Source organism: Persicirhabdus sediminis (assembly GCF_016595495.1).
Lineage (GTDB): Bacteria > Verrucomicrobiota > Verrucomicrobiia > Verrucomicrobiales > Akkermansiaceae > Persicirhabdus > Persicirhabdus sediminis.
The window spans coordinates 252,673-278,869 of record NZ_JAENIM010000041.1 but is presented as its reverse complement, the minus strand read 5'-3'; the positions used below and the strand labels follow the sequence as shown (position 1 = coordinate 278,869).

The window sequence follows — 26,197 nt, the reverse complement described above, 5'->3', positions numbered from 1 at the left end:
GCTAGCTAATCCAATTCTGCTTCCAGCTGCTCGATCTTATCACTGAGCTCACCCCAGCTAGAAAATGCATTTTCTAACTTCTCACTAAGGTTTTGGTAGGCATGTGTTGCCTCCATCATTTTATCTGAATCATTAGCTACCTGCGGGCTAGACATATGCTCAGTGAGCTTTGCCTGAGCTGCCTCGAACTCAGCAATGCTAGCTTCGACTGACTCTAACTCACTCTGTAATGGCTTAAGCACTTTATTGCGCTTCTGACGTTTCTCCGCTTCCAAGCGTCGCTGCTCTTTGCGTGAGCCAGTATTGGCAGCTGTAGCAGTTTTCTCCGCTTTGGCTTTTGCTGTTATGCCACTGAGTTGGGCTACTGGCTGCGTCGTTCCGCCCGCTGCGGCAGCTTTTGCTTGGGCCATTTCCAGCTCAAGCTTTTCGATGTAATAAGACACATTACCAGGATACCAGCGCGGCTCACGGCCAGGGCTGAACTCCAGTGTTTTATTACAAATAGGATCTAGGAATGCGCGGTTGTGCGAAACAATCAATACTGCTCCTGGATAGTCTTTCAGCGCATTTTGCAGAACTTCCTGACTCTGTACGTCCAAGTGGTTAGTCGGCTCATCGAGAATAAGAAAGTTAGCTGGGCGAACTAACATGCGCACTAGAGCAACTCGTGAACGTTCACCACCAGAGAGCACGCCAACGCGCTTGAAAACATCATCACCACGGAATAGGAAGCAACCTAGCAGGTTTCTGACAAAAGGAGCATTCTCACGAGAAGCCACCTCAGCTACAGTCTCTTCAACTGTCTTATCTGGATCTAACTCGTCTGCGTGGTTTTGCGAGAAGAATGACGCCGCGACCTTATGCCCCAACTGATGCACACCAGCATCTGGCTCTTCTTGCCCAGTGATCATTCTACAGAAAGTTGATTTACCTGCCCCGTTAGGGCCAACGATAGCGATATGTTCACCGCGACAAACTTCAAAATCGAAGCCATTGAAAATTTCTAACTTCCCGTACGATTTATCCACTTTCTCTAGTTGAGCTACCATATGACCGGATAGTGGAGGTTCTGGGAATTTGAAATTCATCACCGAGTCTTCTTCTTCTAGCTCGATGCGCTCAATCTTAGCTAACTGCTTGATCTTTGACTGCACGAGGGTCGCCTTAGATGCGGTGGCGCGGAAACGGTTAATAAACTGTTCGGCTTTTTCGATCTCACGCTGTTGCGCCTTGTATTGCTTAGCTAGAATTTCCTTACGCAGCACAGATTCCTTCATGTAGAAGCTGTAGTTTCCAGCGTATTCTTCAGCGCGTCCGTGGTGGAAGGCGATGGTGCGAGTCGTCAGCACATCAAGTAATGATAGATCGTGGGAAATGATCAAGATCGCGCCTGGATAGTTGATTAGATACTGCTCCATCCACCGCTGCGAGGTGATATCTAGGTGGTTAGTTGGCTCATCGAGCAATAATACGTCTGGCTGTTGGAGAAGCAACTTCGCTAGCGCAATTCGCATCTGCCAGCCACCTGAAAATTCACTACAATCACGCTCGAAATCACTGCGTTTAAAACCAAGACCAGTGAGCACAGACTCAATACGTGGTTTGATGCGGCCAATGTCAAAATGATCCATCTGCAATTCCAGCTCACCAATTTTATCTAAACAATCAGAGTATGGCGCCGAGCGAGGGTCTAGCTCGTAGAGGGATTCAGACAATTCATCGATCTGCTTCTGCATCTCCTTGGCCTCGGCAAATGCCCCCTCAGTTTCATCCCACAATGTGATGCCTGAGATATGGATTCCTTCCTGCGGCAGATAACCAACCTGACAATGCTTAGGTTTGACGATGTTACCAGCGCTTTGCTCAATAATACCAGCTACACATTTCATCAGCGTAGACTTGCCGGCGCCATTGTGGCCAGCAAATGCAATGCGCTCCTTTTCTAGGACCGTAAAAGATAGATCCTTAAACAGAACACGTGGGCCAAATTCAACTCGCAGGTTTTGCACAGACAGCATGCGCGGAAACATGCCCAGAAAGTCGCGATTTATTCAAGAGTCAATACACGTACAGTTGCGCATTTCTGGCCAGCTAGCATAACTCAGAAATTTTCGTGCTGCGTCGCCATGACTTCACAAGCTGGAAAATTCTCCACCGAATCACGATCACTGATTATAAACAAGTTATCAACCAAACGACTCATTGGAAAAATATCCTAGCTGGCACAATCGTTCATCTCTAAGTCCACGAACTATTGCTGCAGCATCATATTTTCCCCCTTCAGAAGCGTATGTAATTAGTGTCAGGGTTCTATAAACACTGGTGATTCCCCAATGCTCTCGATTTGTGAATAAAACCTCACACTGAGATCGCTAGCATGGTGAATACCTGATTCAAGCTCAGGTAATAGCTGCTGAACTGTAATCGCTCAGCTGCAAAATCATTCATCAGAACCGACACCTATCATCTATCACTCGCTACCAGCGACGCCCATACAATCCATGCCAACCAGTAAACATCTCAAACTAGGAATCAGATACATGTTAATATTAACTGCTATCAGCCTAGTACTTTTAACTGTTGGCTCCGTCATTCTCATCCGCTCCGGACTTAAAGATCAGCTCAAACCAGCTGATGTGGCCCTTGTCATTGGTAGCAAACACTTCACCGAGGGGCATCCTCAGAAAAGGCTAACTGCTAGACTGGACCGCGCGATTGATGGTTATGAAAAGCGTCTCTATAAATACATTCTAGTTAGTGGGACATCAACAGGTGATAACGAGCTACAAGGCGATATTATGCGGGACTACCTCATTAGCAATGGTATCCCTAACCACGTCATCCTCGTGGATAACAGTAGCGCAGACACCCAGACTAGTATTAAAAATGCTATCGCTATTCTAGACGATACTGGCCTCAACGGCATCTTTGTTATTAGCCAGTACTACCACGTCCCGCGCTGTAAACTTGCTCTCAGACAAGGCGGTATAGATTCACCTTCATCAGCCCACGCTCACTGCTTTGGCTGGAATGACATCATTGCCATCTTACGTGAAATTCCAGCTTACTTAAAATGCTGGCTGACAAATCACACTGAAACTCAAACTGCCCTAGCAACAACTGAGTAAGAAGTTTTCCAGCTGACGCAGAAGAGCTGCACCAGCTAGACACTTACCTTAGAAAAGTAAGAAACCCAACCGGCTCCCGACAGGCAGGAGCCGATGATTAAAGTGTGATTACGGCATTACAGTGACACTTACTGGAGTTGTTTCAGCAAAGATATGCTGCGCCGTTTGACGAATTTGTTCAGCAGTGATCGCCTTGATTCTAGCTGGCTTTTCTTGGTGGTAATCCACACCGAGCCCGAGCAGTGAATCAATCGCACAGCCTCTGCCAATGCTAGAGTTTTTCTGATTTGCTAGAGCGTTAGAAGCCAACCATGTTGTCTTCACATTTTCCAACTCATCGTCAGGAATCCCCTGCTCTGCAATCAAGTTGATTTGCTCACAAAGCTCAGTCCTAGCCAGCTCGATTTGATCTGGTGACGTGCCCATATAGAATGCAAACATACCAGCGTGAACACCATGAAATTGAGTAGCAGAAACGTAATAGGCCAAACCTAACTCCTCACGAATACGAGTGAACAATGGCCCAGCCATATCACTGCAATATTCATGAATCAGCTCAAGAGCATCAGCATGCGTAGAGCCTACGCCTACGCCAGGATAAGCGATCACTAACACAGCTTGCTGTTTATCTAGCGTAATACCAACTTCGCCACCTTCGCGTACAGGTTGCAGGTCGAGTTCTGGCATTTTCCCGCTAGGCATCGCTGCAAAATGCTCTACCACCTGAGCAATCGCCTCATCTCTATCAATATCTCCAAAAATAGAGATCACTGAATTCTCTGCGCGGAAATAAAGGCTGTGATGAGCGCTTAAAGACATACGATCCAAATCAATAATTGATGATTCAGTGCCCAAACTATGTAGTCCGTAACCAGTTGCCCCAAAGAGCTTCGCTCTGGCCTCGCGGAAAGCTGAGCTCATAGGATCGTTAGCCTGCTCACGTAGCGCTGCTAACTGAGTTTCTTTTTCCCGCTCGATTGCCGCACTAGGCAAGGCTGGATTGATTATCATATCAGCTAACAAACCTAGAGTTTTACCTAGGTCCGGGCTGAGACACTTTGCCGAGGCCATTGTCGTATTATTACCCGCACTAATGCTGTAGCTCGCTCCCATAGAATCCATCGTTAGGGCGATTTCTTCAGCAGATCGGCTTACCGTTCCCTTAGTCATCACTGTAGCTAACAATGCATTGATCCCTGCATTTGCTTCTATCTCGGTAAGCAAACCAGCCTGGCATGCATAGGTCATGTAAACTTGTGGCACTCTAGCATCCTGACACAAAATGAGACGTAAACCATTGTCTAAGCTAACTGTCTCAATAGCTCCTCGTTCGACCACTTTTTTATCAGCACCTAGGTTTTCTTCTGCTCCAAGTGGATCCAATGAAACCTCTGTGCAATTGCTAGCTACTAAATATTTCTCAGCGACTCTGCGCAGGTCACCAGCCGTCACCTCGGATAGAGATTTTACATAATCACGAGTGAAATCTAGGCTGCGAGCCTCATGCCAGTTAGATGCTAGATCTGAAGAGCGACCCGAAGCTGTGGTTAGTGTGCTAAATTGGCTAGACAACGCCATGCGCACAGCCTTTTCAATCTCGCCACTAAGATTTTCGCTCAATAACAGCTGCACTTGATCCAACACAGCTTCACGCAATTGCTCGCGTTTGGAGTGATCAACCACTGCACTCATGGCAAACATCCCAGGAAGCTTAGGCGGCTGTGAGCACCACGCACCAATGTGGTGGCAGAGTCCCAGTTTTTCGCGTAGATTTTGATATAGTCGTGACGATCTTCCTGCGCCGAAGATCGTAGCTAGCAGGTCGAGTGCAGGTGCATCATCATGGTCAATAGATGGCGTTTGCCATGCCAGTGCAAATTTACTGCTAGGTACCGCAAACTGTTTACGACGTACACGAGCCCCTAGCTGTTTGGGTTCCCCAACAACTTCGGCTGCCTTTGTAAACCGGCGCGGCACATCAGCTAACAAGCTTTCTAGCAACTCGATCATTGCTGCGATTTCAAAACTCCCCGAAATACTTAAAAAGGCATTTTCAGGAGTATATCGGTCGGCGTGGTATTGACACATGTCAGCGTGGGTGAGCTCATTGAAAAGCTCAACAAAACCAATCACTGGATATTTCCGCGGGTCATTGCCAAATACAGTGCTGTAGAGCAAACGCGATGTTTGATCGTCAGGGTCGTCTTCGCCCATTTCAATCTCGCGACGAATGACATCTTTCTCCTTCTCAAATTCATCCTCGGGAAATGCTGGGTGAAAGACCATTTCTGTGAGGCATTGCAAAAATACCTCAGCGCTCTCACATGGACCATCGATATAATAAACCGTGCGCGCAAAAGTGGTGTAAGCATTCCACTCACCACCAGCGGCCTGCACCACCTCGGAAAGTTCACTGCCGGAAAATGACTTGGTTCCCTTGAACACCATGTGCTCTAGCAAATGGGAAATTCCACCGCCAGCAAACTCTCCTTCATGAATACTCCCCGTCTCCACCCACAGCTGGGTGCTTATAACTGGCGCCGAATGATCCACATCCAAGATGACTTTCATGCCATTCGACAATTCATGTAAACTAGCGTGCGTTGCAGGAAATTCCATAGCCATAAGCTGGACGAAGCATTCACATTTGTCGACCTAGCAAGTGAAGGAATTAAGCTGCTCAACAAAGCGCTGTGAGCTAACAATCAATCAGAGTTCGCAATTCTCCCACTAGGGGTACTCATCTAGCTACGAGCAACACATCATGAAAACCGCCTAAGCGAGTAGATTACACAGGTTGAGTTCTCCGAGGTCATAGCTTTGGCGCCTTGCTTGCGCTTCTTGCCAAATTTTTTGCGGTGAATTCTGAATTGATTGTTGATGAAGGCTTTGCCGCCGATGGCGACGCCGTCGGTGAAGTATTTTATTTTGTGCCGCAGTAGCTCAGCGGGAGAGATTTTGCCCTCTCTAGCACGTTCATTTTCTAGCTGGGGTTTGGCATTTTCATTAGTGATGGCAGCGTCTTCTATCAGCCAGAGTCGGTAGCGATGGGCGTTTTTGAGCCAGCTGGTTTGCGCTACGCGCATCACCTCGCAGAGCCCGTAGCGACAGCGTTTGCTGCCAGCTAGCGCGGCGGCGTAACCACACCATCGGTAGTCTTTTGGATCGCTAACGATGCCCGCTCTAACTGGATTAAGATCGATGTAGGCGGCGATGGCATGCAGCGCGGTGAAATCTTCACCAGTTTCGTATTCGGCTGGTTTGTTAGTAGATTCTATCAACACGCTTTTGTAACGGCCCATCCACAGCGCGCCGCGTCTACCGTGAGTTTTGTTATACCACCGGCTGTAGCGCTCTTTGAGTTCTTTAACAAATTTTTCTAAATTACAAAACCGCTCTTTGTATTTAGTTAGTTGCTCATCAGCATAGCGCTCCATGCCATTGGCGCGCATGTGCGCCAACTCGGCTCGCAGCTGGCGGATGTACGCTTTGCTATACAGCGTTCGCAGGTGGTCGATCAGCCGCTCTTCCCCTTGCTGCTTGGTTTGCGACGGTCTTTCATCTGGCCGACCTTGTGACTCATAGGCTTCAAATTTGGCATTGAATTTCACCCTGCTAGGCACGCGAACGAGCAAGTGAAAATGGTTATCCATCAAACAATAAGTCAGTATCTTTATGCCTGAGAAGCGCGCCATGCGCCACATGATGCGCAAAAACGCTTCTTTTTCTTGGTCGCCAAACAGGTAATCGCCGCCCGCCGTGCGACTCATCACGTGGTAGCAATACGAGTGCTGATGATCGCCAACAATGCGCACATGCCCGCCAGACGGCGGCGCACAAATCATGCCCGCCGCGCCACCAGAAAAACCCGTTTTACAATCCGCCAGCTGCAGCGGCGTCAGCGGCTTCGTTTCCGCTGATTTTTGTTGATTCTGCAATGGTTCTGGAGATTTCATAATCACTAATATCGCACAGAATTAGAAACATGCATTTGAAAAATGCCGTGCATCTTTAGCTGATAATCCCCGCCCCCTTCTATGTTGCTATGCTCACTATAATAAGCTAGGCTATGACTCATGGATTTAGATATTATATCAGAGCTGAAATTTGATCAGCTCGGTGACTTAAACCCAAATCAAAAGAAGCTCTTAGAAAAATTAGCAAATCAGCTGTTCGACTACCATTTGGGCAGGATAGAAGAACAAGACTGGATGAGGGATGAGGCTATATTTAAAATAGTTTGGAATTACGCCCATGACACTAAGCTGGCTGAAGCTGAGGCATTTTTCGGTTCGCAGGAGTGATCATAGCTAAACGTTAATTAAGAGCGCCGCAGTACGAGGGATATAAAATCCCCTAGGTAGTTTATTAGCTCTACTCGGTGCTAGGAGTCGGATGATTTCCTAACTGAATGATTGACAAATCAGCCAGTTTTCTGAAATCAACAGTGCATGCAAACGAACATCTGGCTAGCGGCGGGGATCTTCATTCTATTTCTGCTAGGATCCACAGCTATTGATCTCACACTGAAACGAATCGCCCGTCACTACGATGCTAACGCCAATGAAGCCTTTCGTTTACTGGCGAATTCACAGCGTACGGTATTGATTTTCATTGGTCTCATTCTAGCGCTGTCGAAGCTTGGATTCAACGTATCCGCTCTGGTCGCCGGCCTTGGTCTCACTGGTTTTGCTTTGGGGTTTGCTCTCAAAGACGCCATATCTAACTTAGTTGCAGGAATCATGATTGTTATCTACCAGCCCGTCGAGCTGGGCAATCAAATCGAAGTAGCCAATACCAAGGGTAAGGTAGTTGACCTCAACTTGCGCTACCTAACACTAGAATCAGATGGTCTCACCCACCTCATCCCTAACTCACTATTACTTAGCAACAAAGTGACGATTCATCAAAAATAATCTCCAGCTGACGTTCTGCGCCAGCTGGAATTAGTAGCTACAATTATTAGTGAGTGATAGCCGATTCACACAGCTCAGCTCGGATTTCTCGGCACGCACTAACGAGATTTTTCATCGACGCCTCGGTTTCAAGCCAGCCGCGAGTTTTGAGCCCGCAGTCAGGATTGATCCACAGCTGCTCAGCTGGAATGTAGTATAGTGCTTTTTTGATTAGAGATTTGATTTCAGCCACGCTTGGAACTCGAGGCGAATGAATATCCCACACACCTGGTCCAATCTGATTAGGATAGGCGCTTTGGCTAAATACATCGAGCAACTTCATCTGGTTTCGTGTCGCCTCGATTGAGATAACATCAGCATCCAGCGCGATGATAGATTCGTAGATTGCATTAAACTGGCTATAACACATATGCGTGTGAATTTGTGTTTCCTCGCGCACGCCCGAAGTTGTAATTAAAAATGAATCTACAGACTCATCTAAATAGTCAGCCTGTTTATCATTTCTTAATGGTAGTCCTTCACGCAAAGCAGCCTCATCAACTTGGATGATCTGCACACCGTTAGCTTCTAGTTCTAGCACCTCATCGCGCAAGGCTAGGGCAATTTGCTGAGATACATGTCGGCGAGGAATATCGTTGCGCAGGAAACTCCACTGCAGGATGGTGGTCGTTCCCGTGAGCATGCCTTTCACGGGTTTGTTAGTGATACTCTGAGCAAACTTCACCCAATCTAATGTCATTGACTGAAGGCGCGAAACATCGCCCCAGATCAATGGTGGTTTGGTACAGCGAGAACCATAACTTTGCACCCAGCCAGCTGAAGTTGAGGCAAATCCAGCGAGTTGGCTGGCAAAATATTCTACCATGTCGTTACGCTCAAACTCGCCATGGACAAGAACATCAATGCCAGCTTCTTCCTGTTTGTGAATACACTCACGGGTTTCGGCTTGCAGAAATTGTTGATAATCCGCTGCGCTGATCTGGCCGCTGAGGTATTGCGCCCTTGCCTTGCGGATTTCTTTGGTTTGGGGAAATGAACCAATCGTTGTGGATGGCAATAATGGCAACTGGAGTGCAGCTTGTTGCTTGTGTTTACGTTGCTGGTAGCTAGTTCGGTTTCTATCAATATTCGGCAACTCCTCAGCTAACCTCTCTCTCACGGCAGAATCTATCACTCCTGCTGTGAGTAGTTTTTCAGCTAATACTAACTGGTTGGCTTCAATTGCTGGAAGCAGCGATTCTAGCGGCTGGGCAAGCTGGACGATTTCGTCTAGCTTCTGACGCGCGAAGCTAAGCCAGCTCCGCAACTGAGGCTCTAGGTTGGACTCGTTAGCCACGGTGTGCGGCACGTACTGTAGCGAGCAAGAACTCGCCAGCCAGATTTGTGAATCATCCACGTGGTGGCGGATTTTCTCCACCAGCTGGTGGCTAACCTGTAGATCGTTAAGCCAAACATTACGTCCATCAACAATGCCTAGAGATAGAACTTTCTGGCTACCTAAATATTTGGCAGCTCTGATGGCATCTTCATCACACTGACTGGCGTCAATATGAATGCCAGCCACTGGCAAGGTGAGAAGTAAGTTCAGATGGTTACGCACTTCGCCAAAATAAGTAGCTAACAAGATGTTGATTCCCTCCACGCCTGACAAATTTTCGTAGGCTCTACTGAGAGCGAGTTGTTGGTCGGGCGCGAGGTCTGTGCAAAAAATAGGTTCATCGATTTGCACCCAGCTAACACCGAGGCGCTGGATATTTTCTAGCAGCTCAACATAAATAGGCAGTAGTTCATTGAGCCTAGATAGTGGAGTGGTTGTCGATTTTCCCTCCAGCTGGCAGAGGCTGAGTAAGGTGACTGGCCCAAGAATCACGGGCTTAACACAGTGACCTTCGTTGAGAGCTTCTTTGATCTCAGCTAACAGCCGGTTAGTATTCAGCTTAAATTCACAATCGTCAGCTAGCTCGGGAACGAGGTAATGGTAGTTAGTATCTAGCCACTTGGTCAACGCTAGCGGTGCGTGCTGTTGGTTTCCTCTAGCTAGAGTGAAATACTCAGTTAGGCTGAGATTAGCTGAGTTAACGCCATAGCGTGCGGGCACGATGCCAAACTGGCAGGCGGTATCTAGCACCTGATCGTAAAATGAGAAATCTCCGACGCTAACAAAGTCGAGCCCAGCGTCCGCTTGTTCACGCCAATGCGTCTTACGCAGCTCACGTCCCTGTTGTTCTAGCTGGCTGGCGTCAATTTCGCCGCGCCAGAATTTTTCTAATGCCCACTTGAGTTCACGTTGTGCGCCGATTCTTGGGTAGCCGAGGATATGTGTTTGATAGTTAATCATAAACGCAGTGACTATGAACCAAATGGCCACATGAATCTGCTGAAAGTTATTGCGAATCATTATTATTGAAACTAATGAACTCATGATTTAACCAACATGTATGAGTTTGCTAGAAATGCGTCACCTCGACACCATGATTGCTTTAGCTGAAACGGGCAGCCTTACCCGCGCATCAAAGCGTGTTCACTTGAGTCAGAGTGCTTTATCGCACCAGCTGAAGGCCTTAGAAGACCATTATGGAGGTGAGCTTTTTGTGCGCAAAACTTCGCCCATCCAGTGGACACGCTTAGGCGAGCGTCTGCTTGGTTTGGCCTATGACGTTCGCAGATCTGTAAATGACGCGGAGCGCGAGATGAGCAAGATTCAACAAGGTGTAGCTGGCCAGCTGAGGATTGCGGTGGAGTGTCATTCGTGTTTCGACTGGCTGATGCCGAGCATGGATTTATTCCGTGAAGCGTGGCCTGAGGTTGAGATGGATTTGATCTCTGGCTTCCACGCTGATCCAGGTGGTTTGCTTGATGAGGGGCGCGCTGATTTGGTGATTATTTCGCAGAAATCACGGCGCAAGATGACCGACTACTTTCCTTTGTTCCAATTTGAGATGCCACTCCTGCTGGCGCACGACCACCCGCTTAATGATAAAGATTATGTCACCGCGCGGGATTTTGAAATGGAGAATCTGATCACCTATCCAATCCCTGAGGAGCGCATGGATATTTTCCGCAAAGTACTGCGCCCAGCTGGTGTGCAGCCCCGCTCACAACGTCGTACTGAGCTCACTGTGGCCATTCTCCAGCTAGTAGCTAGCCGGCGTGGAGTGAGCGTGCTGCCGCGCTGGGCGGTGGCCACATACCTAGACTCCGGCTACATCAATGAAAAGAAGATCACTAGCTCGGGGCTGACAAGCGAGCTATACGCCGCGGTGCGCCGAGAGAGTACCAGCCAGCCGTACATGGTGGATTTTGTCCAGATGATGAAATCGACGATGGCGCAGATGTTCAAGGATGTGGAGATTCTAGATTGATCTTCAGCGGCTTGAACACCAATAGAAATCATCAGCCAGCTGGACGCTTGCTGATTTCCAGGCAAAAAAAATGCGAGGCAGCGGCCTCGCATAATAAATTTGTCTCTGAGCCGATGTGACTTAGACCATGTCCTCGGCAGTGACGGATGTTTGCTCACGTACACCAAGGTAAACAGCCTGATCGACGACGCGATCCGCTGAGCCGTCAAAGCGGTAGCCGTGACAGTTTGGGCAGATGACCGTGGCAGAGCCGACAATGGAGTCGCATCCTTCGCAGACTTTATATTCTGCGGGGTTGTTGGCGATTTCCTTAGCCTTCTCTAGGCGTGCGGAGTCAATAGCTGTAGATTTATTTTTCACTCTACAAAATAAGCGGCACCGCATGGCGGAGCCGCTCAAAAATTAGATCAATCTGCGGCAGAAGGAATTAACCCTTAACTTGCTTAGCAGCTTTGCTCTTAAGGTTTGCAGCCTTGTTGGCGTGGAAAATGCCTTTCTTGGCGCAAATGTCTACTGCTGATGAGTAGTCGCTAAGTGATGCCTGAGCAGCCTCTTTATCGCCAGCTTCAACAGCTGCGACGGTCTTGTTATGAAGAGTTTTTACACGAGTCTTGAGAGACTTGTTGCGTTCAGTGCGAACTGCGATCTGACGAACGCGCTTGAGAGCTGATTTTGAGTTAGCCATAATGAATTAAAATAGAAAATTGGATTGCAGATTGCTGCTTGGGACGGGCAAACTAGTCAGAATTCGCATCATGTCAAGCATTGGCTTAGCAAATTTGAAAATTATTCGTAACAAGTTACCGCGTGAGTGTTTTGACTTATTGAATATCAACTAGCTAGGCTAGATGATTAGGAATCGCTGCCCACAGGAGTTAAAGCAGCTGAATTGGCGATATGCGCCTGACCTTGGTGAGTTCTCCCCAGTGAGCCGCGAATAACACGTACTTCTGAGCCGACACCGAGGTATTTGTAAAGGTCGATGATGTCACTGGAGCGCATCCGAATACAGCCGTAACTAGCTGGCTGGCCGATGGTGCGCTCTTCTGGTGTGCCGTGAATGTAGATGTAGCGCTCGTAGGCATTGCGAGTGCCTCCTGACTTCCCTTTCAGCCACAAAATACGAGTGACTATAGGATCGCGGCCAGGTGCATTTGGTCGCAGTACTTCACCAGTACGTCTGCGGCCTTTGAAGACCGCTCCAGCTGGCGCGCCGTTGCCAATTTTTTTGGCCACTTCCATCTTACCTACAGGAGTGCGCATGCTCCCCTGCTGGTCGCCTAGACCAAACTTCGATGTCGAGATCGGGTATGCTTTGACTGGCTGGCCCTCAGAAACAAGTAGTAGCTGCTGGTCCTGCACAGAAACGATCACATTGTTGGGATGGCTGGGGCCACAGGCTACAGCCAGCAAGGTAATCAGCATCGCCCCCGCTAGCTGGAAGCATCGCGGGAGTTTGACTTTTTTACAATCGAGAGTTTTTAAATCAGGCATCGTTTATTCGATGCGTATCATGCACTAGTTTTTCTGCTCTTTAGAAGCAAATAATTCCGGCATGACGCGCGCTATTGAGGATAGAGAAGTATAGAAGAATCCGACAGGGAATGGCATCAGCAGAATTGCAGTTACCCAGTTCATCGTGATCAGGTTCTCTACTACAATTACAAGGAAGAAGATACCGAAGGCCAGCTCAAAGAATGGCATTAGAGATTTGATGCCTTTATAACGGCTAGATTTCCAGCTGTTGGACTTCTTCTCTTCATCTTTATCGATGCCATACTTAGGAGTGCGAACAAATCCAGTCTCGTGACCAAACACAGCCTCGAGCACTGCCTTAGCATTGTTGATAGACATGCCGATGCCGAGCGCCAGTAGTAGCGGTAGGTAGAGGATGTCTTTTTTCCAAGTACCAGGACGAAGCGCCTTCTGGCTAGCCGCGTAGAACAGAGCTACAGAAACACTACCAAAGAAGAAAATTGGCACGTTAAGCAAATGCTCAGCCCACGGATGGGTCTGCAGCCACGCCCAATCTGGACGGAAGTATTGTTTTGGAGAAATGAGGAACAAGAGCAGGAACAAGAGCAAGTATGCAAAGTTCGATGTCAGGTGAGCAGTCGCTTCCAGCTTACAAACAAGCGGAGCATCACTGCGCCAGATAGGAACCAAGATTTTCTTACAAACCTGAATAGATCCTTTTGTCCAGCGGTGTTGCTGGTTTTTAAAGCCATCCATGTCCACTGGAAGTTCAGCTGGAGTTTCCACGTCGTTGAGGAAAATAAACTTCCAACCTTTCAGCTGAGCGCGGTAGCTCAGGTCCATGTCTTCAGTCAGAGTATCGTGATCCCAGCCACCAGCATCAATGATGCATGACTTACGCCACATACCGGCAGTACCATTGAAAGTGAAAAAGCGACCACTGCGGTTACGCGCAGTTTGCTCGAGCTCAAGGTGACCGTCCAAGAACATCGCCTGAACGCGAGTCAGCAAGTTGTATTCGCGGTTGATGTGCCCCCAGCGAGTCTGGATCATGCCAATGTTATCATCTGAGAAGTAATGAATCGTCTTCTGCAGAACATCAGGATTTGGAACAAAGTCAGCATCGAGAATGAACAGGTACTCACCTTTAGCCACCTTAGTGCCTTCTTCCAGCGCGCCAGCTTTGAAGCCAGTACGGTCAGTACGGTGAATGTACTCAGCATCGTAGCCACGCTCAACTAGCTTAGCCACTTCCTCTTTACAGATCTCAATGGTCTCGTCGGTAGAATCATCCAGCACCTGGATTTGCATCTTCTCCTTCGGATAGTCGATCTCAGAAACAGCCTTCAGCAAGCGCTTCACCACGTGCATCTCGTTGAACATTGGCAGCTGAACAGTAACAACTGGTAGCTCATCAAAGTGCTTTTTCGGCTCCGGACGCTGGCGGGAATGCTTCCAGTATAGGAACCAGATCATAAGGCGGTGAAACCCATATCCTGATAAGCCTATCAGAACGAGAAAGTAAGAGACATACCAGATAACTTCCATAATCTTTGTGTTTAAATAATAATTGTTTTTGGGGGGAAATTTTGGGCTTCAGCCTGCCCCGAAGTGTCAGGAAATGAAACCATTGTCAAGACAGCAGTTTTCTGTGTCATTATCAGTAAAAGCTGTTAATTTGCTACTCATCAGGTCATTTCAGACTTTCAAATTACCACCCACTAGTCAAAATATGCTCATGAAAAAACGTATCATCTTTGTCACTTGTTTGAGTTTATCCCTAGCTCATGCCGAAGACGACGGGTACGACCTGCCAGCTCCACCTGAAATCCCAGCGGATTTGATCGACGACCCACACGTCAGAGAAGAACTCGGCATCAACGAATTCACCGCGCCATCCATCGAGCGCATCTTCGATGACCTCGCAGAAGTCAGCCCGCTGCCACTTCATAAGGTGAAACATGAAATCCCGCTGAGAATGCCGCTCGACCGCACAGACCTCGCGCTGGAAATTGGCTTCCTTATCGCCAATGGATTCCTCGCCGTGCATACTGGCCAGATGGACGACATCGAACCGCTAGCGCGCGACCTCAACCGCTACGGACGCGCACTCGGTGCTGGCGAACGTGTCAACCGCCACGCCGCTAGCCTGCTAGAAAATGCCAGAGCTGGCAACATCGACGAACTCAAAAAAGAGCTCGCCGCCACTCAACGCGATGTCGAAGTAGAACTCGTTCACCTGCGCGACGCAGACCTAGCCCACCTCATTTCTCTAGGCGGCTGGATCCGCGCGCTTGAAGTTGGCACAGTCGCCGTCAACGAGCGCTTCACTATCAGCCGAGCCCAACACCTCATGCGCGAAGACATCGCCGAATATTATGAAGCGTCTATCGGCACGCTCGCTCCACGCATATCTGAACAAGAAAATATGCAAGCCATGCGCGCTCTCATCTCCAGCCTGCGAGTAAAAATGACCCTCGTCGAAGGCCAAGATCCAACACCTGAGCTCATCGCAGCCATGACCAAAGATGCTGGAAAGCTCGTAGAGCTAGGACTCGCTAGAAGGAAATAAGCTGAATGTCCACGGCTAGTTAGACCTAACTAACTAGCAAAATCACCTACCATCTCGCCAGCGTGTCGTTGGTGCAGCATTTTCGTGCATCAAGATCCCAGCTGGCTCACATTTTTGCATCCAGTATGCGTCGCTAGTATTAGCTAGCTATCAATCGGCAAAAAATTCTCCAGCAGAGAGAATCACCAACACCTTTAGCGCTCTGATCAAAACCCGTCAGACAGGCCCACTCTAAGTAATTCATCTACATACACTCTAGCAAGATACGCTTACATATATTTGGATATTAAGTCGACAAAGCTAAAACCAATTAGTAACTAGCCGACATCTGATAGACACTCTATTAGATAACAATTCCCCTTGCCCTAATATCCCAATGAAAAACATATCCCCGTTGGCTCTACTCATTAGCTTAGTAGCAGCCAGCCCCCACGCTCTAGCTGGCACAGCATACGTCAGCTTCCTCCCCGACGCCCAAGACCAATATCCAGGATCACCAGCAACTAGCGAATGGGACCACTCACAAGAAGGTGGCTCAGCTAACAGCAATGGTTATGATGGTAATTACAGCTCAGGGACCAGCTCGGTCGCCGGAGTATCAGTAAGCTTCTCCAGTACCTATGCGGGTACAGCTACCACCCACAATCTTGACAAAAACCTATCAACTTCAGCTGACAACGCTGGCGACGGGTTTATCATGGGTAACAGCTCCGTGTCAGTTGATCATCAGACAACTACCATTGAAGGAGTCAAACAAATCGAAAACTATCAAGTTTGGACCATTACTTTTAGCGAGGCGGTCGACAACTTTTCGTGGAGCATCTTAGACATTGATTCCTCCGATGAGGGATCCGCAAAAAACTGGATCGACACACTTGCAGCCGAAGGCTGGAGTTCTCAATCGCTTAATCCCACATTGGGCACTGGCGATGTTCTAGCAAACTGGAACTTAGGAGGCAGCGAACTCATGCTAGATACTAGCACCTACAACCTAGATACCGTCTACCGAGATATCGATACACACGGCTGGGATAACGAAGGCAGCTCAACTGCAGAGGCTGCTGATGCTACTGCAACGCTCTACTTTGCTAGCCCAGTTGAGCGCATCAACCTGTACTTTTTTGACCACTCAGACCTAACTCCAACAAATAATACACCTAACCACGCAGTCGCAGCAGAGGGAAGTTTCACCTTTGAGACATCGTTCACTCCCGTGCCTGAACCAAGCTCTATCAGCCTGATAGCTCTAGCTGGAATCAGCACACTTCTAAGACGTCGCAGGTAGATAACTATCATCTATAATCACCAAATGCGGCCAGCTAGCTCAGAGCTAACTAGCCGCATTTTTTCGTTTAATTGAGTACAAATAATTTGCTCAATGTCCAATAAGCACCTTTGCCTGCTAGAGTCACTGGGCCAGGGACTATTTTCTGCGACAGCTTTAATTCCACATCAGCCATTGCCACCTGTTGGGATAAGCTTCTATTTCTAGCTTCGAGTTGTTCAATCTCAGTTTGCACCCGTGCGAGCTCACGTTCAATTTTGAGCATTTCATCCACTTTCTCAGCGCGGTCTAATAACTTTCGGTAACGGCTTCTGAGCTGGCGCAAGTTTTCTAACTTCACCGCTGCATCCGCGACCTGCTCGGTGATGTCTTTACTTTTAACTCGCCGAGAAGTCACTTTGCCTAAGGTTCCGATTTCATCGAGCATGAGTTCTAACTTCTCCTCTGGAACTTTCATATTCACAAAACTCGATGACTTATCATTGAGGTCAACTGATACAAGGATACCAGAGCTTTTTCTAACCATTGACTCGACCTCTTTCGCTCGCTGATTGGTATCATCAACCTCCACTGCCATTTTTGCTGAATGAGTTTTGACTCTAGCTGAATGAGAACTCGCACCTAGTCCAGCTGGTATATAAGGAGCTGGCATCACTTCATGTGAAGAACAGGAAATCGACAAACTCGCCGTGACTGCGAATATCAAAATGTTATGTAACTTCATTTTTTTGTTAGTTCGCTAATTCCTGCGGGGCTTCTGCAAATGCTCTAGCTGATTTCCTAGCTTCCACGCGCTGGCTAGTCCATTTCCACGGATCCACTCCCTTTTCCGTAAAAACTGCCATTCCTATCACGCCAACATTACGTGTCGTTTCATGCTTCAAATTGCTATAAGACCGGTTCATTGACGAATACTCAAAAGCGGCCACCGCTTCTTCACTGGTGCGGAATCCCTTCACTTCTAATGTCTTGCCTGGAGCTACGATGTATCCACGCTTGCTCAAACTCGCCGCTTTACCATCAACCACGTCTAAACCGTCAACACTCAGAACAAGTTCTAATCGAGACTTACAAAGATTCCTAACAACGATGGAATATTTACCGCCTTTTTTGCCAACTACATAGCGGTTCAACAACTTCCTATCACCACCATTAAAGCGGTAATCATTGTAGTTTTTGGCATAACGCCAGTCATTTTTAATGCCCCACTCTACCAGCCCGTTAGCAGCCTTTTGCATGCCAGCTGAAGCATGGAGCGCTTGTTTCATCGCATCGACGCCCTCTTTGTCATTGTAATAGATAGACTCTAAGCCAGCTGGATTTTTGCTAGCTCTACTAAATGAGGCATAGCTCATCTCAGCCGAAATTTCATCGCCAAAGCCAGTGCCCAATCCCGGACGCTGCCTTTCAGCTAGAGATCCAAAACTTTTCCCATCAGAATCGTCAGGAGCACCTATATAGGGTGCCGACATTGGCGATGGTGGTGCGCAGGCATTAAATATAAATAGACTCAGCAAGCTCACTGCAGCCACAGGCCAGTGGATTGGTTTCTTCATTTTTGTGAATGGCATCTGCATAACAAGTGCTAAAAAAACAGCACTTGCCGAATAACGCAAGTTTAAATGCAGTTTTTTTAGCACTTCATGATTGATTGCCACACAGATCTAAGCCACTATGAATTTGTTGTGAGCGAAATCGATACCAGTAAACTATCTCGCCGTGAGCGCCAAATCATCGACATCCTATACCGGCTAGGCGAAGCATCAGCCAAGCAGGTAATGGAAGAAATGGATGACGCTCCATCGTACTCGGCCGTTCGCGCCCTACTAACAACGCTGCTGAACAAACAGAAAGTTACCCACAAAAAGCAGGGCAAACAATACATCTATAAACCAGCTCAGGAGCAAAAAATCGCTCGTAAAAGCGCGGTCAAAAACCTACTGAGCACATTCTTTGACGGCAAGGCTGACCAACTAGTAGCCATGCTGCTAGACCCAAAAGATCAACAATTGACTGAAGAAGAAATCGAAAAGATCCGTAAATCATTAGACGAATCATGATCTTGGCCATCACATCTATCTTCCTCGCTGGCTTGGCATATTCTTTATGCCTGTTGCTCCCGTTTCAGCATCGCAGTCAGATGAGCCTATGCAGTCTAATCATTCTAGCTCTACTGCCACTTTTCCATTGGCTGCCAGCTGAGAGTCTTCCATTAACAGTTAGCCAGCTAGATTCGCCTCTTTCCAGCTGGTCGGCAAATGCCACCCTACCAGCAGACAAACCATGGCTCGCAGTCTGCTGGATAATACTCACCGTATTGCTCGCCACTAGGCACCTGCTAGCCCACCGCAAACTAGCTAACTGGCGGACAATTTCCAATCCGATATCTCCTAGCTCAGCAATTCATGAAACATTGGTCCAATGCCACGGTAAGTTAGAAATCAACAAAAGTGTGCCCTGTTTCACCCACCCACATCTACAAGCACCGCTGATTGCGGGTCTGCTTAAGCCAGCTATTTATCTGCCGGCGCAGGCAAGCCAATGGTCAAGCTCTCAGCTGGAGGCTTGTTTACTTCATGAACTCGCGCATTTTCAGAGGCGAGACCTATGGGTGAAAGAACTCAGCCACTGGCTGTGCGCGCTACTTTGGTTCAACCCATTTGTCTGGAAAATCAAAGCTCTCTACAACGAGACCTGTGAGTACGCCTGTGATCAGATCGCCATCCAACAAGGCATCAACAGGCGCGATTACCTCAATGCCCTTTGCGACTTAACCCTAGCCAAACAGAAAACTAACTCTGAGCTCGTAGCTGCGATGAGTGGTCACGCATCACTTCAGCAGCGAGCTCTATCAATTGGCTCTAGCAAACCACCACGCAAGTTTCTGACCGCTCTATTCAGCCTTTGCCTATTCACCAGTGCCGTAGCGCTGAACAGTCTCCAGCAGGCAGCAAATTATGATGCCCCTGGGACTAGTGAATACACTGCAGAGGAGATTCAACTGAGGCTCAGCGCCAACCCATTCCCGGCGAATTTTTAATTCTGAACTCGCAAAGGAGTCATCAATTGCCGCTTATGCTCGTTGGCTAAGATGATTACAGCTAGCCAAAACAGCTCATTGAATTCACCTTACAAATTGGCGGCAAATCACTTAGCTAAAGAAATGGATTTCTATGTGAGCACTAGCTGGAAATTATTACAAAAAAGTAATGCTGAATTCTTGACAATGGGACCGATTTAATGCATTTCTCTGTCGCGCAAGCGCCAAAAGCGGGTATAGCTTAGTGGTAAAGCTCCAGCCTTCCAAGCTGATCATGCGGGTTCGATTCCCGCTACCCGCTCCATTTTTCCACTTCATCATGAAGTGGATTTTTTTTGCCCACGACTGGGCTGAATTGCATGAAATCGCAAAGCATGCTTGGCGATAAATTGACGAGGCAAATCAAGCCCCTCAGCTAACTACTAGCTAGAAATATGTCGCATAACAGCTAGCTAGAGATGCTAATACGATACCGATAATTTCGGAATTCTGTCGTCACTCAGCATGCCACTGTCGTACGCTACCTATTAAATCATACAGATCACCTCAATATATTACATTTATAATTTACCTCTAATGGCTCTTTTTCATTGCCTCAATCACAAGTCTATCTAGTGTTTAATGCTTAAATATGTACATTCGTACATATACTCAAAACAAACATAAAAAGACATGGTATCACCAGCGATTACCCCAATCATAGGAATCCTAGGCCTTGGCGTAGCAGGTATAATCCTAGCGGGCATTTTGAAAAAATCCAAGGGAGAGGGCGTGCCTGTTAGCATCTCCGAAAAGATCCAACGAGGCGCGATGGTTTTCATGAGGCGAGAGTTCATGTTAATCTCATTAGTCTCGGTTATCATTGGCGCGTTGATTTACTTTTTCCAAAAGCCTGAATACGCCGGCCAGCAAACCATCGCCTTTTTCTTAGGTTGCATCGCCTCAAGTGTCGCTGGCTTCATTGGCATGTATACGGCCACTCGAGCTAACATCCGCACGACGATTGCCGCAAGAGATTCGGGCACAGCAGCTGCGCTGAAAATCGCCTTCTCAGGTGGCTCTGTGATGGGACTAACCGTTGCCGCCATGGGCCTAATAGGTCTCGGTGGCCTATTCTACGCCTTCAACAAAAACATCCACGTAGCCGAAATCATGGAAGGTTTTGCCATGGGCGCATCCGTTGTCGCCTTGTTCTATCGTGTAGGTGGCGGGATTTTCACGAAAGCAGCTGACGTTGGAGCAGACTTAGTCGGCAAGGTAGAAGCTGGCATTCCCGAAGATGATCCCCGCAACCCTGGCGTAATTGCCGATAACGTTGGTGACAATGTTGGAGACGTTGCAGGAATGGGCTCAGATATCTTTGAGTCATACTGCGGTGCACAGATCGCCACCATCGCCATTGCCGCATCTCTAGCTACCAGAGCTGGCGCTGAAGTTTTTGAGAAATTTGGTGTTAGCGGCCCAGAGGCCATCCCAACATTGATGTACTTGCCGCTGCTGCTAACAACGGTTGGCATCGTTTGCTCTATCCTCGGAATTTTGTTGGTCAACATGATGGCAGCGAAAGAGCCAGCCAAAGCCCTGCGCTACGGCACGATGGGCTCAGCTATCCTCTATATCATTGCAGCCTTTGGTGTTTGCTCCATGCTTTCACTTAGCTTCAACATAGCATACTGCATCCTCTGCGGTGCCGTTAGTGGTATCATCATCGGTACCGTTACCGAGTACTACACTGGCGGCAAACCCATCCGCGATCTAGCGGCTCAAGGGGAAACAGGAGTGGCAACCATCATGATCTCAGGTCTATCACTGGGTCTAAAATCAGTAGCCATTCCGCTGCTAACAATTGCAGCTACCGTCTACATCTCATTTGAATTTGCTAACTTATATGGAGTTGGTCTAGCTGCCGTAGGCATGCTTGGAACAGTTGGTATCACCATGGCGATTGATGCTTATGGCCCTATTGCCGACAACGCTGGCGGCATCGCTGAGATGTCCCACATGGGTGAAGAAACCCGTAAAATCACTGACGGGCTCGACGCCGTTGGCAATACCACCGCTGCTATTGGTAAAGGTTTTGCAATTGGCGCCGCTGGTCTAGCAGCACTTGCTCTGATTACCGCATTCATTCAAAAAGCGCATATTGATAGCTTTGATTTCACCGATCAATCTACCCTGCGAACCTTCTTTGTTGGATTATTCATTGGCGGCGTGGTTCCCTTCCTCAATGGTGCTATCACCATGGATGCCGTGGGCAAAGCAGCCTTTGACATGATCAATGAAATCCGCCGTCAGTTCCGCGAAATCCCAGGACTGCTAGAAGGTAAGGCTGAGCCAGATTCTGATAAGTGTGTCGACATTGCTACTGCAGCAGCTACCAAGCGCATGATGATGCCAGCTATCCTTGCGGTTGGTACACCTATTGCCGTTGGCTTTGGTTTCAAGGCTACCGGAGCAGGAGCGATCGCTCTCACAGGCACACTGTGTGGCGCACTACTCGGCTGTATTCTACTCGCGCTAATGATGTCGAATGCAGGCGGAGCTTGGGACAACGCGAAGAAGTACGTTGAAGAAGGTCACCACGGTGGCAAGAATTCCGAGATTCACAAAGGCTGTGTTGTTGGAGATACCGTTGGTGATCCATTCAAAGACACCTCAGGACCATCCATGAACATTCTCATCAATGTCATGGCTATTGTTAGCTTGGTGATTGCACCACTGCTCTAGCTCGAGTTAGATCAACTTTTAGCATGCCCACTCCAGCCAGCTGGAGTGGGCATTTTTTGCACCGACGATCACGCCTAAACCAGCTAATGCCATTTGAGCGGCGAAACCGTCGCCATGGCCAACTGGATTTTCTTCTAGCCCGAGGCTGAGGCATTCGTATAGCTGGCTACTCGAACATGGATAAAAATCTAGCTAGATCGCTAAGCAAAAGCCATCTAGCTAACTGACAGGAAGAATGAAATAACTACTCAGCGAGCGGGCTGAACCACAGGGCAATTCAAGTTCACCCCATCGGCATAATAAATGTTATTAATGCGCACGGCATAGTCACCGCTGTATCTCTTCTTTGGAGTAACTAACATCAAGCTTTTCACTACATCATGACTAGCTGTGTCGCGAAAATTCACTGACTTAGCCACCATGTAATCAGCACTCGCTAGCTTGCGTTGCTCAGCTAGATAGACATCAAATGTCTTGGCTGAATAATCAGCTACTAACCACACACTATAGGTAGGCTGATGTGATAGACCACGCACTTGCACGTCAAATTCAGAACTGTTACGAACTAACAAGTCAGTTTCTCCTGTGAGTCCGGAAGATAGAATCAGCTGGATGGAATAATCATCAAATCTTTTAGGATCTGACTTAGGCGAAAAACCAAGGCTATGATTAGCTCCACCTTCAGCTAGCTTGAATTCAAAATAATAGGTATAAGTTGACCCTTTGTTGAGCTCTGGAACGGGACGATAGACACCGGCAATACTTCCTTTTTGTTGTACCCCCCAGCCAAATGCCATGTCGTCCTCATTGCCGGTGAGCATAAGCTTTGCCGCGTTCTGCTCTGTGCCTCGGGTAAATCGCCAACCATCGGGCAGCTTAGATGTGTCCTTTTGCTGGAAATCATCAAGCTTAACAAAATCTCCAGCCAAAGCTGATAGACTGCCATTAGCCAATAGCATAAAAATACAGGCTCTTAATCCTAAAATACTCACGCGAACTAAATTAATATAGCCAACTAACAACATCAACAAAAAGAATGATGATGATTAAAAAAAAGCTGGCGCCCCATGATGGAGCGCCAGCTAGAAATAATCTAATGATGATGGTCGAGCTTTAGTCTTCGCTGCTTTTGCTATCGTCGATATCTTCGACAGGAGCCTTTGGTAACTCTTCGACTTCGTCTAGCAAGTTAACCATAGAAACACCGCGGCTCGCGCTGCCGTCGTAACGGAAGTCGAGAATTGGTGTATTGCGCAGAACTACACGCTTGGCAATTTTGCTCTGAATGAAGGCACGCTTATTGCGGATCTTCTCGAGAGCAATTTTATAGTTTCCACCGAGTACAGAGATGAAGACTTTGGCTTCACGCATATCCGGTGTGGTTTCCACCTCACTAACGGTCACAAGTGATCCTTTAAACTCAAAGTCACGCTGCAAAATCGTGCTGATTTCGCGTAACAAAAGAGCATTTACTCTATCAATTCTCTGTGAAGACATAGCGGTAAATTCAGTTGTAGATTAGAGAGTTTGGTCAACTTTTTCCAAGTTGTAACACTCGATCACATCGCCTTCTTCGTACTCGTCAAAGTCACCAAGACGGATACCACATTCGATACCAACCTTAACTTCTTCAACTTCGTCGAGGTGACGGCGAAGTGTAGACATCTTACCATCAAACACTGGTGTTCCCTTACGCAGCACACGAGCGTGGGCTTTGCGGTTCACCTTACCATCTGTGATTATGCAACCAGCTGCACGTCCGCGACGTACTTTGAATACTTGCTTAACTTCAGCGTGCCCCATGATCGCTTCACGAGTTTCTGGCTCGAGCAGACCGAGCAGAGATTCGCGAACGGTGTCGATGAGTTCGTAGATGACTGAGAACAGCTTGATCTGTACACCTTCTGATTTGGCAGCGCGTACGGCATTGGCTTCTACTTTCGTATTGAAACCGATGACTACACCGTCAGATGAGCTAGCGCGTTGGATGTCAGACTCAGTGATCGCCCCCGCCGCAGCGTGGATGAACTTAGCGTCTACTTTGTTTGATTCGATTTGACCAATCGCCTGCTGGATCGCTTGCACAGATCCTTGCACGTCAGTCTTAAGAACGATGTTGAGACATGGTACCGCGTCACCTTCACTTACGAAGCTGAGCATGTCTTCCATGCGGCTACGCTTAGGACGAGCGAGGCGTGATTGACGAAGCTCCAGCTGACGCTCTTCAGAGAGCTTCTTAGCGGCGCGTTCATTTTTCATTTCCACCATTTCGTCACCAACGTTTGGCAGTTCGCAGAATCCGATAACTTCAACAGGTGTGGCTGGGCCAGCAACTTTGAGCGGCTTGCCCCATTCGTCGAGCATGGATTTCACCTTACCAGAGTATGGGCCACAGATGAATGGCATGCCGGCTTTCAGAGTACCTGCTTCAACGATGACGGAAGCGGTAGCACCTTTACCAGCCTGTACACGAGCTTCAATGATGTGAGCGCGCGCATTGGCATTTGGATTGGCTTTGAGTTCGAGAACTTCAGCTTGCAGAGCGATGAGCTCAAGCAGGTCGTCCATACCGTCACCAGTGAGAGCGGAAACGTCACAACATTCAACATCACCACCAAAGTCAACTGGGTTGACACCGAATTCCATCAGCTGGGTACGAACGCGAACTGGATCAGCACCTTCAACGTCGCACTTATTGACAGCAACGATCATGGTTTTACCAGCCTTACGAGCGTGCTCGATGGCTTCTTTGGTTTGTGGCATCAGGCCGTCATTGGCGGCAACGACGATAACCACGATGTCTGTGACATCAGCTCCGCGAGCACGCATGTCTGTGAAGATGGCGTGACCTGGAGTATCGATGAAAGTAATTGGGCGGCCGTTGTGCTCAACGCGGTAGGCGCCGATGTGCTGGGTAATTCCACCAGCTTCACTTGCAGCTACACGAGCATTACGAACGCAGTCGAGAAGAGTTGTTTTGCCGTGATCAACGTGGCCCATGATGGTCACGATTGGTGCACGCAGCTCAAGCTTGTCAGCTGGCTCTTTGTGCTTAGCTTTTGGCTCTTTGACTTTTTTCTTAGGATTGTGAACACCACCACCTTTTTCGCGTTTTTCGCGCTCAAACTGGAAACCGTGCTGTTGGCAAAGTTTCTCGGCGATTTCAGGCTCGATGGCTTGATGTGGCGCGACAAATACTTCCAATTTGATGAGGTCAGCCATCAGCTGGAATGGCTTGAGGTCCATCATCTCAGCCAGTGTGCTGACGACGATTGGTGGTTTCAAGCTAATGAGTTTGCCTTCAGCCACAGCTGCTTCTTTAGCGGCTTCAGCGGCAGAGACGCTTGCTGATGGGGATCCATCTTTGGCTTGCATGTCGATGTCGGCACCATCAGTGCCTTCATTGCCACGAGAAATCTTCTGCACGACGTTCTTGCCAGAACGTACGGTCTTGCGAATACCAGAGTTTTTCTTCTTGCCGTCTTCCTCAAAAATGTCCAAAGCTTCGCGCTTTTGGTCATCGAGTGACTTGACCGCTTCAGCTTCTTCACGCTGGCGTTCGCGACGCGACAGTTTTTTCTTCGGTGCTTCGTCTGAGAGCAGATCGAGGACCTTTTTCTTTTTTTCGTTGCTATCGCTATTGTCGGCCATCTGTATTCAGCTTAATAATTAAGTAGTTATGATTTTGGGG

The 26,197-nt window shown here is 48.1% G+C and carries 22 protein-coding genes and 1 tRNA gene; 10 read left to right on the top strand and 13 right to left on the bottom strand.

From position 1 onward, the window contains the following. Positions 1-5 precede the first annotated feature (5 nt). Positions 6-2,030, bottom strand: coding sequence for an ABC-F family ATP-binding cassette domain-containing protein (locus tag JIN82_RS11905; RefSeq protein WP_234041968.1), 2,025 nt, complete (start codon positions 2,028-2,030; stop codon positions 6-8). 510 nt (positions 2,031-2,540) lie between these two features. On the opposite strand from JIN82_RS11905, the gene JIN82_RS11900 reads away from it, so the two are divergent. After that, positions 2,541-3,128 carry a YdcF family protein gene (locus JIN82_RS11900; protein ID WP_200311868.1) on the top strand — a complete coding sequence of 196 codons (588 nt, stop codon included), beginning with the start codon at positions 2,541-2,543 and terminating at the stop codon, positions 3,126-3,128. Between the two features lie 108 nt (positions 3,129-3,236). Here JIN82_RS11900 and JIN82_RS11895 read toward each other — a convergent pair whose 3' ends face one another. Both JIN82_RS11895 and JIN82_RS11890 read right to left on the bottom strand, forming a co-directional pair. Then, positions 3,237-5,699 carry a M16 family metallopeptidase gene (locus tag JIN82_RS11895; RefSeq protein WP_200311867.1) on the bottom strand — a complete coding sequence of 821 codons (2,463 nt, stop codon included), beginning with the start codon at positions 5,697-5,699 and terminating at the stop codon, positions 3,237-3,239. A 191-nt stretch (positions 5,700-5,890) separates the two neighbouring features. Beyond that, positions 5,891-7,084, bottom strand: a complete 1,194-nt coding sequence (locus tag JIN82_RS11890) for a transposase (protein WP_200311866.1) — start codon at positions 7,082-7,084, stop codon at positions 5,891-5,893. Positions 7,085-7,204: 120 nt separating this feature from the next. Here JIN82_RS11890 and JIN82_RS11885 point away from each other — a divergent pair, with 120 nt between their 5' ends. Continuing rightward, the gene (locus JIN82_RS11885; protein ID WP_200311865.1) at positions 7,205-7,432 is read left to right on the top strand and encodes a hypothetical protein; all 228 of its coding nucleotides are present in this window, start codon (positions 7,205-7,207) and stop codon (positions 7,430-7,432) included. Between the two features lie 147 nt (positions 7,433-7,579). Beyond that, on the top strand, positions 7,580-8,044 hold the full coding sequence (locus JIN82_RS11880) for a mechanosensitive ion channel family protein (protein ID WP_200311864.1): 465 nt from the start codon (positions 7,580-7,582) through the stop codon (positions 8,042-8,044). 46 nt (positions 8,045-8,090) lie between these two features. Here JIN82_RS11880 and metE read toward each other — a convergent pair whose 3' ends face one another. Next, on the bottom strand, positions 8,091-10,382 hold the full coding sequence (gene metE / locus JIN82_RS11875) for a 5-methyltetrahydropteroyltriglutamate--homocysteine S-methyltransferase (protein WP_234041967.1): 2,292 nt from the start codon (positions 10,380-10,382) through the stop codon (positions 8,091-8,093). Positions 10,383-10,482: 100 nt separating this feature from the next. Between metE and JIN82_RS11870 the strand changes: the two genes are divergently transcribed. After that, positions 10,483-11,406: a LysR family transcriptional regulator gene (locus JIN82_RS11870; RefSeq protein WP_200311863.1), complete on the top strand. Its 924-nt coding sequence runs from the start codon at positions 10,483-10,485 to the stop codon at positions 11,404-11,406. Between the two features lie 120 nt (positions 11,407-11,526). Here the strand turns inward: JIN82_RS11870 and JIN82_RS11865 are convergent, their stop codons facing one another. The 4 genes from JIN82_RS11865 to JIN82_RS11850 form a co-directional block, all read right to left on the bottom strand. Then, entirely contained in the window at positions 11,527-11,766 is a 240-nt protein-coding gene (locus JIN82_RS11865; protein WP_234041966.1) for a zinc ribbon domain-containing protein, read from the bottom strand. Between the two features lie 67 nt (positions 11,767-11,833). Continuing rightward, a complete protein-coding gene (gene rpsT / locus JIN82_RS11860) occupies positions 11,834-12,091 on the bottom strand; it encodes a 30S ribosomal protein S20 (protein ID WP_200311861.1) in 258 nt (85 codons plus the stop codon). Positions 12,092-12,258: 167 nt separating this feature from the next. Continuing rightward, positions 12,259-12,900, bottom strand: a complete 642-nt coding sequence (locus tag JIN82_RS11855; protein ID WP_200311860.1) for a L,D-transpeptidase — start codon at positions 12,898-12,900, stop codon at positions 12,259-12,261. 24 nt (positions 12,901-12,924) lie between these two features. Beyond that, positions 12,925-14,358 (bottom strand): cellulose synthase family protein, encoded by a 1,434-nt coding sequence (locus JIN82_RS11850; protein WP_234041965.1) that lies wholly within the window; start codon positions 14,356-14,358, stop codon positions 12,925-12,927. Positions 14,359-14,620: 262 nt separating this feature from the next. On the opposite strand from JIN82_RS11850, the gene JIN82_RS11845 reads away from it, so the two are divergent. Both JIN82_RS11845 and JIN82_RS11840 read left to right on the top strand, forming a co-directional pair. After that, on the top strand, positions 14,621-15,454 hold the full coding sequence (locus JIN82_RS11845) for a hypothetical protein (RefSeq protein WP_200311859.1): 834 nt from the start codon (positions 14,621-14,623) through the stop codon (positions 15,452-15,454). Positions 15,455-15,830: 376 nt separating this feature from the next. Then, a complete protein-coding gene (locus JIN82_RS11840) occupies positions 15,831-16,739 on the top strand; it encodes a PEP-CTERM sorting domain-containing protein (RefSeq protein ID WP_200311858.1) in 909 nt (302 codons plus the stop codon). 67 nt (positions 16,740-16,806) lie between these two features. On the opposite strand, the gene JIN82_RS11835 is transcribed toward JIN82_RS11840, so the two are convergent. Next, complete coding sequence (locus tag JIN82_RS11835) at positions 16,807-17,463, bottom strand: DUF4349 domain-containing protein (RefSeq protein WP_200311857.1); 657 nt, start codon at positions 17,461-17,463, stop codon at positions 16,807-16,809. Between the two features lie 7 nt (positions 17,464-17,470). Continuing rightward, positions 17,471-18,295: a hypothetical protein gene (locus tag JIN82_RS11830; RefSeq protein ID WP_200311856.1), complete on the bottom strand. Its 825-nt coding sequence runs from the start codon at positions 18,293-18,295 to the stop codon at positions 17,471-17,473. Between the two features lie 87 nt (positions 18,296-18,382). On the opposite strand from JIN82_RS11830, the gene JIN82_RS11825 reads away from it, so the two are divergent. The 4 genes from JIN82_RS11825 (at position 18,383) to JIN82_RS11810 (ending at position 22,506) form a co-directional block, all read left to right on the top strand. Further along, on the top strand, positions 18,383-18,799 hold the full coding sequence (locus JIN82_RS11825; RefSeq protein ID WP_234041964.1) for a BlaI/MecI/CopY family transcriptional regulator: 417 nt from the start codon (positions 18,383-18,385) through the stop codon (positions 18,797-18,799). Continuing rightward, on the top strand, positions 18,796-19,779 hold the full coding sequence (locus JIN82_RS11820; protein ID WP_200311854.1) for a M56 family metallopeptidase: 984 nt from the start codon (positions 18,796-18,798) through the stop codon (positions 19,777-19,779). The genes JIN82_RS11825 and JIN82_RS11820 overlap by 4 nt, the downstream gene beginning before the upstream one ends. Before the next feature lie 230 nt (positions 19,780-20,009). Next, positions 20,010-20,083: transfer RNA gene (locus JIN82_RS11815), tRNA-Gly, on the top strand. Positions 20,084-20,451: 368 nt separating this feature from the next. Further along, positions 20,452-22,506 (top strand): sodium-translocating pyrophosphatase, encoded by a 2,055-nt coding sequence (locus JIN82_RS11810; protein WP_200311853.1) that lies wholly within the window; start codon positions 20,452-20,454, stop codon positions 22,504-22,506. A 248-nt stretch (positions 22,507-22,754) separates the two neighbouring features. Here the strand turns inward: JIN82_RS11810 and JIN82_RS11805 are convergent, their stop codons facing one another. From JIN82_RS11805 to infB, 3 genes are all read right to left on the bottom strand, one after another. Then, a complete protein-coding gene (locus JIN82_RS11805; RefSeq protein ID WP_200311852.1) occupies positions 22,755-23,465 on the bottom strand; it encodes a hypothetical protein in 711 nt (236 codons plus the stop codon). A gap of 154 nt (positions 23,466-23,619) precedes the next feature. Continuing rightward, on the bottom strand, positions 23,620-24,003 hold the full coding sequence (rbfA, locus tag JIN82_RS11800) for a 30S ribosome-binding factor RbfA (protein WP_200311851.1): 384 nt from the start codon (positions 24,001-24,003) through the stop codon (positions 23,620-23,622). Positions 24,004-24,024: 21 nt separating this feature from the next. After that, positions 24,025-26,157, bottom strand: a complete 2,133-nt coding sequence (gene infB / locus JIN82_RS11795) for a translation initiation factor IF-2 (RefSeq protein WP_200311850.1) — start codon at positions 26,155-26,157, stop codon at positions 24,025-24,027. Positions 26,158-26,197: the final 40 nt, after the last annotated feature.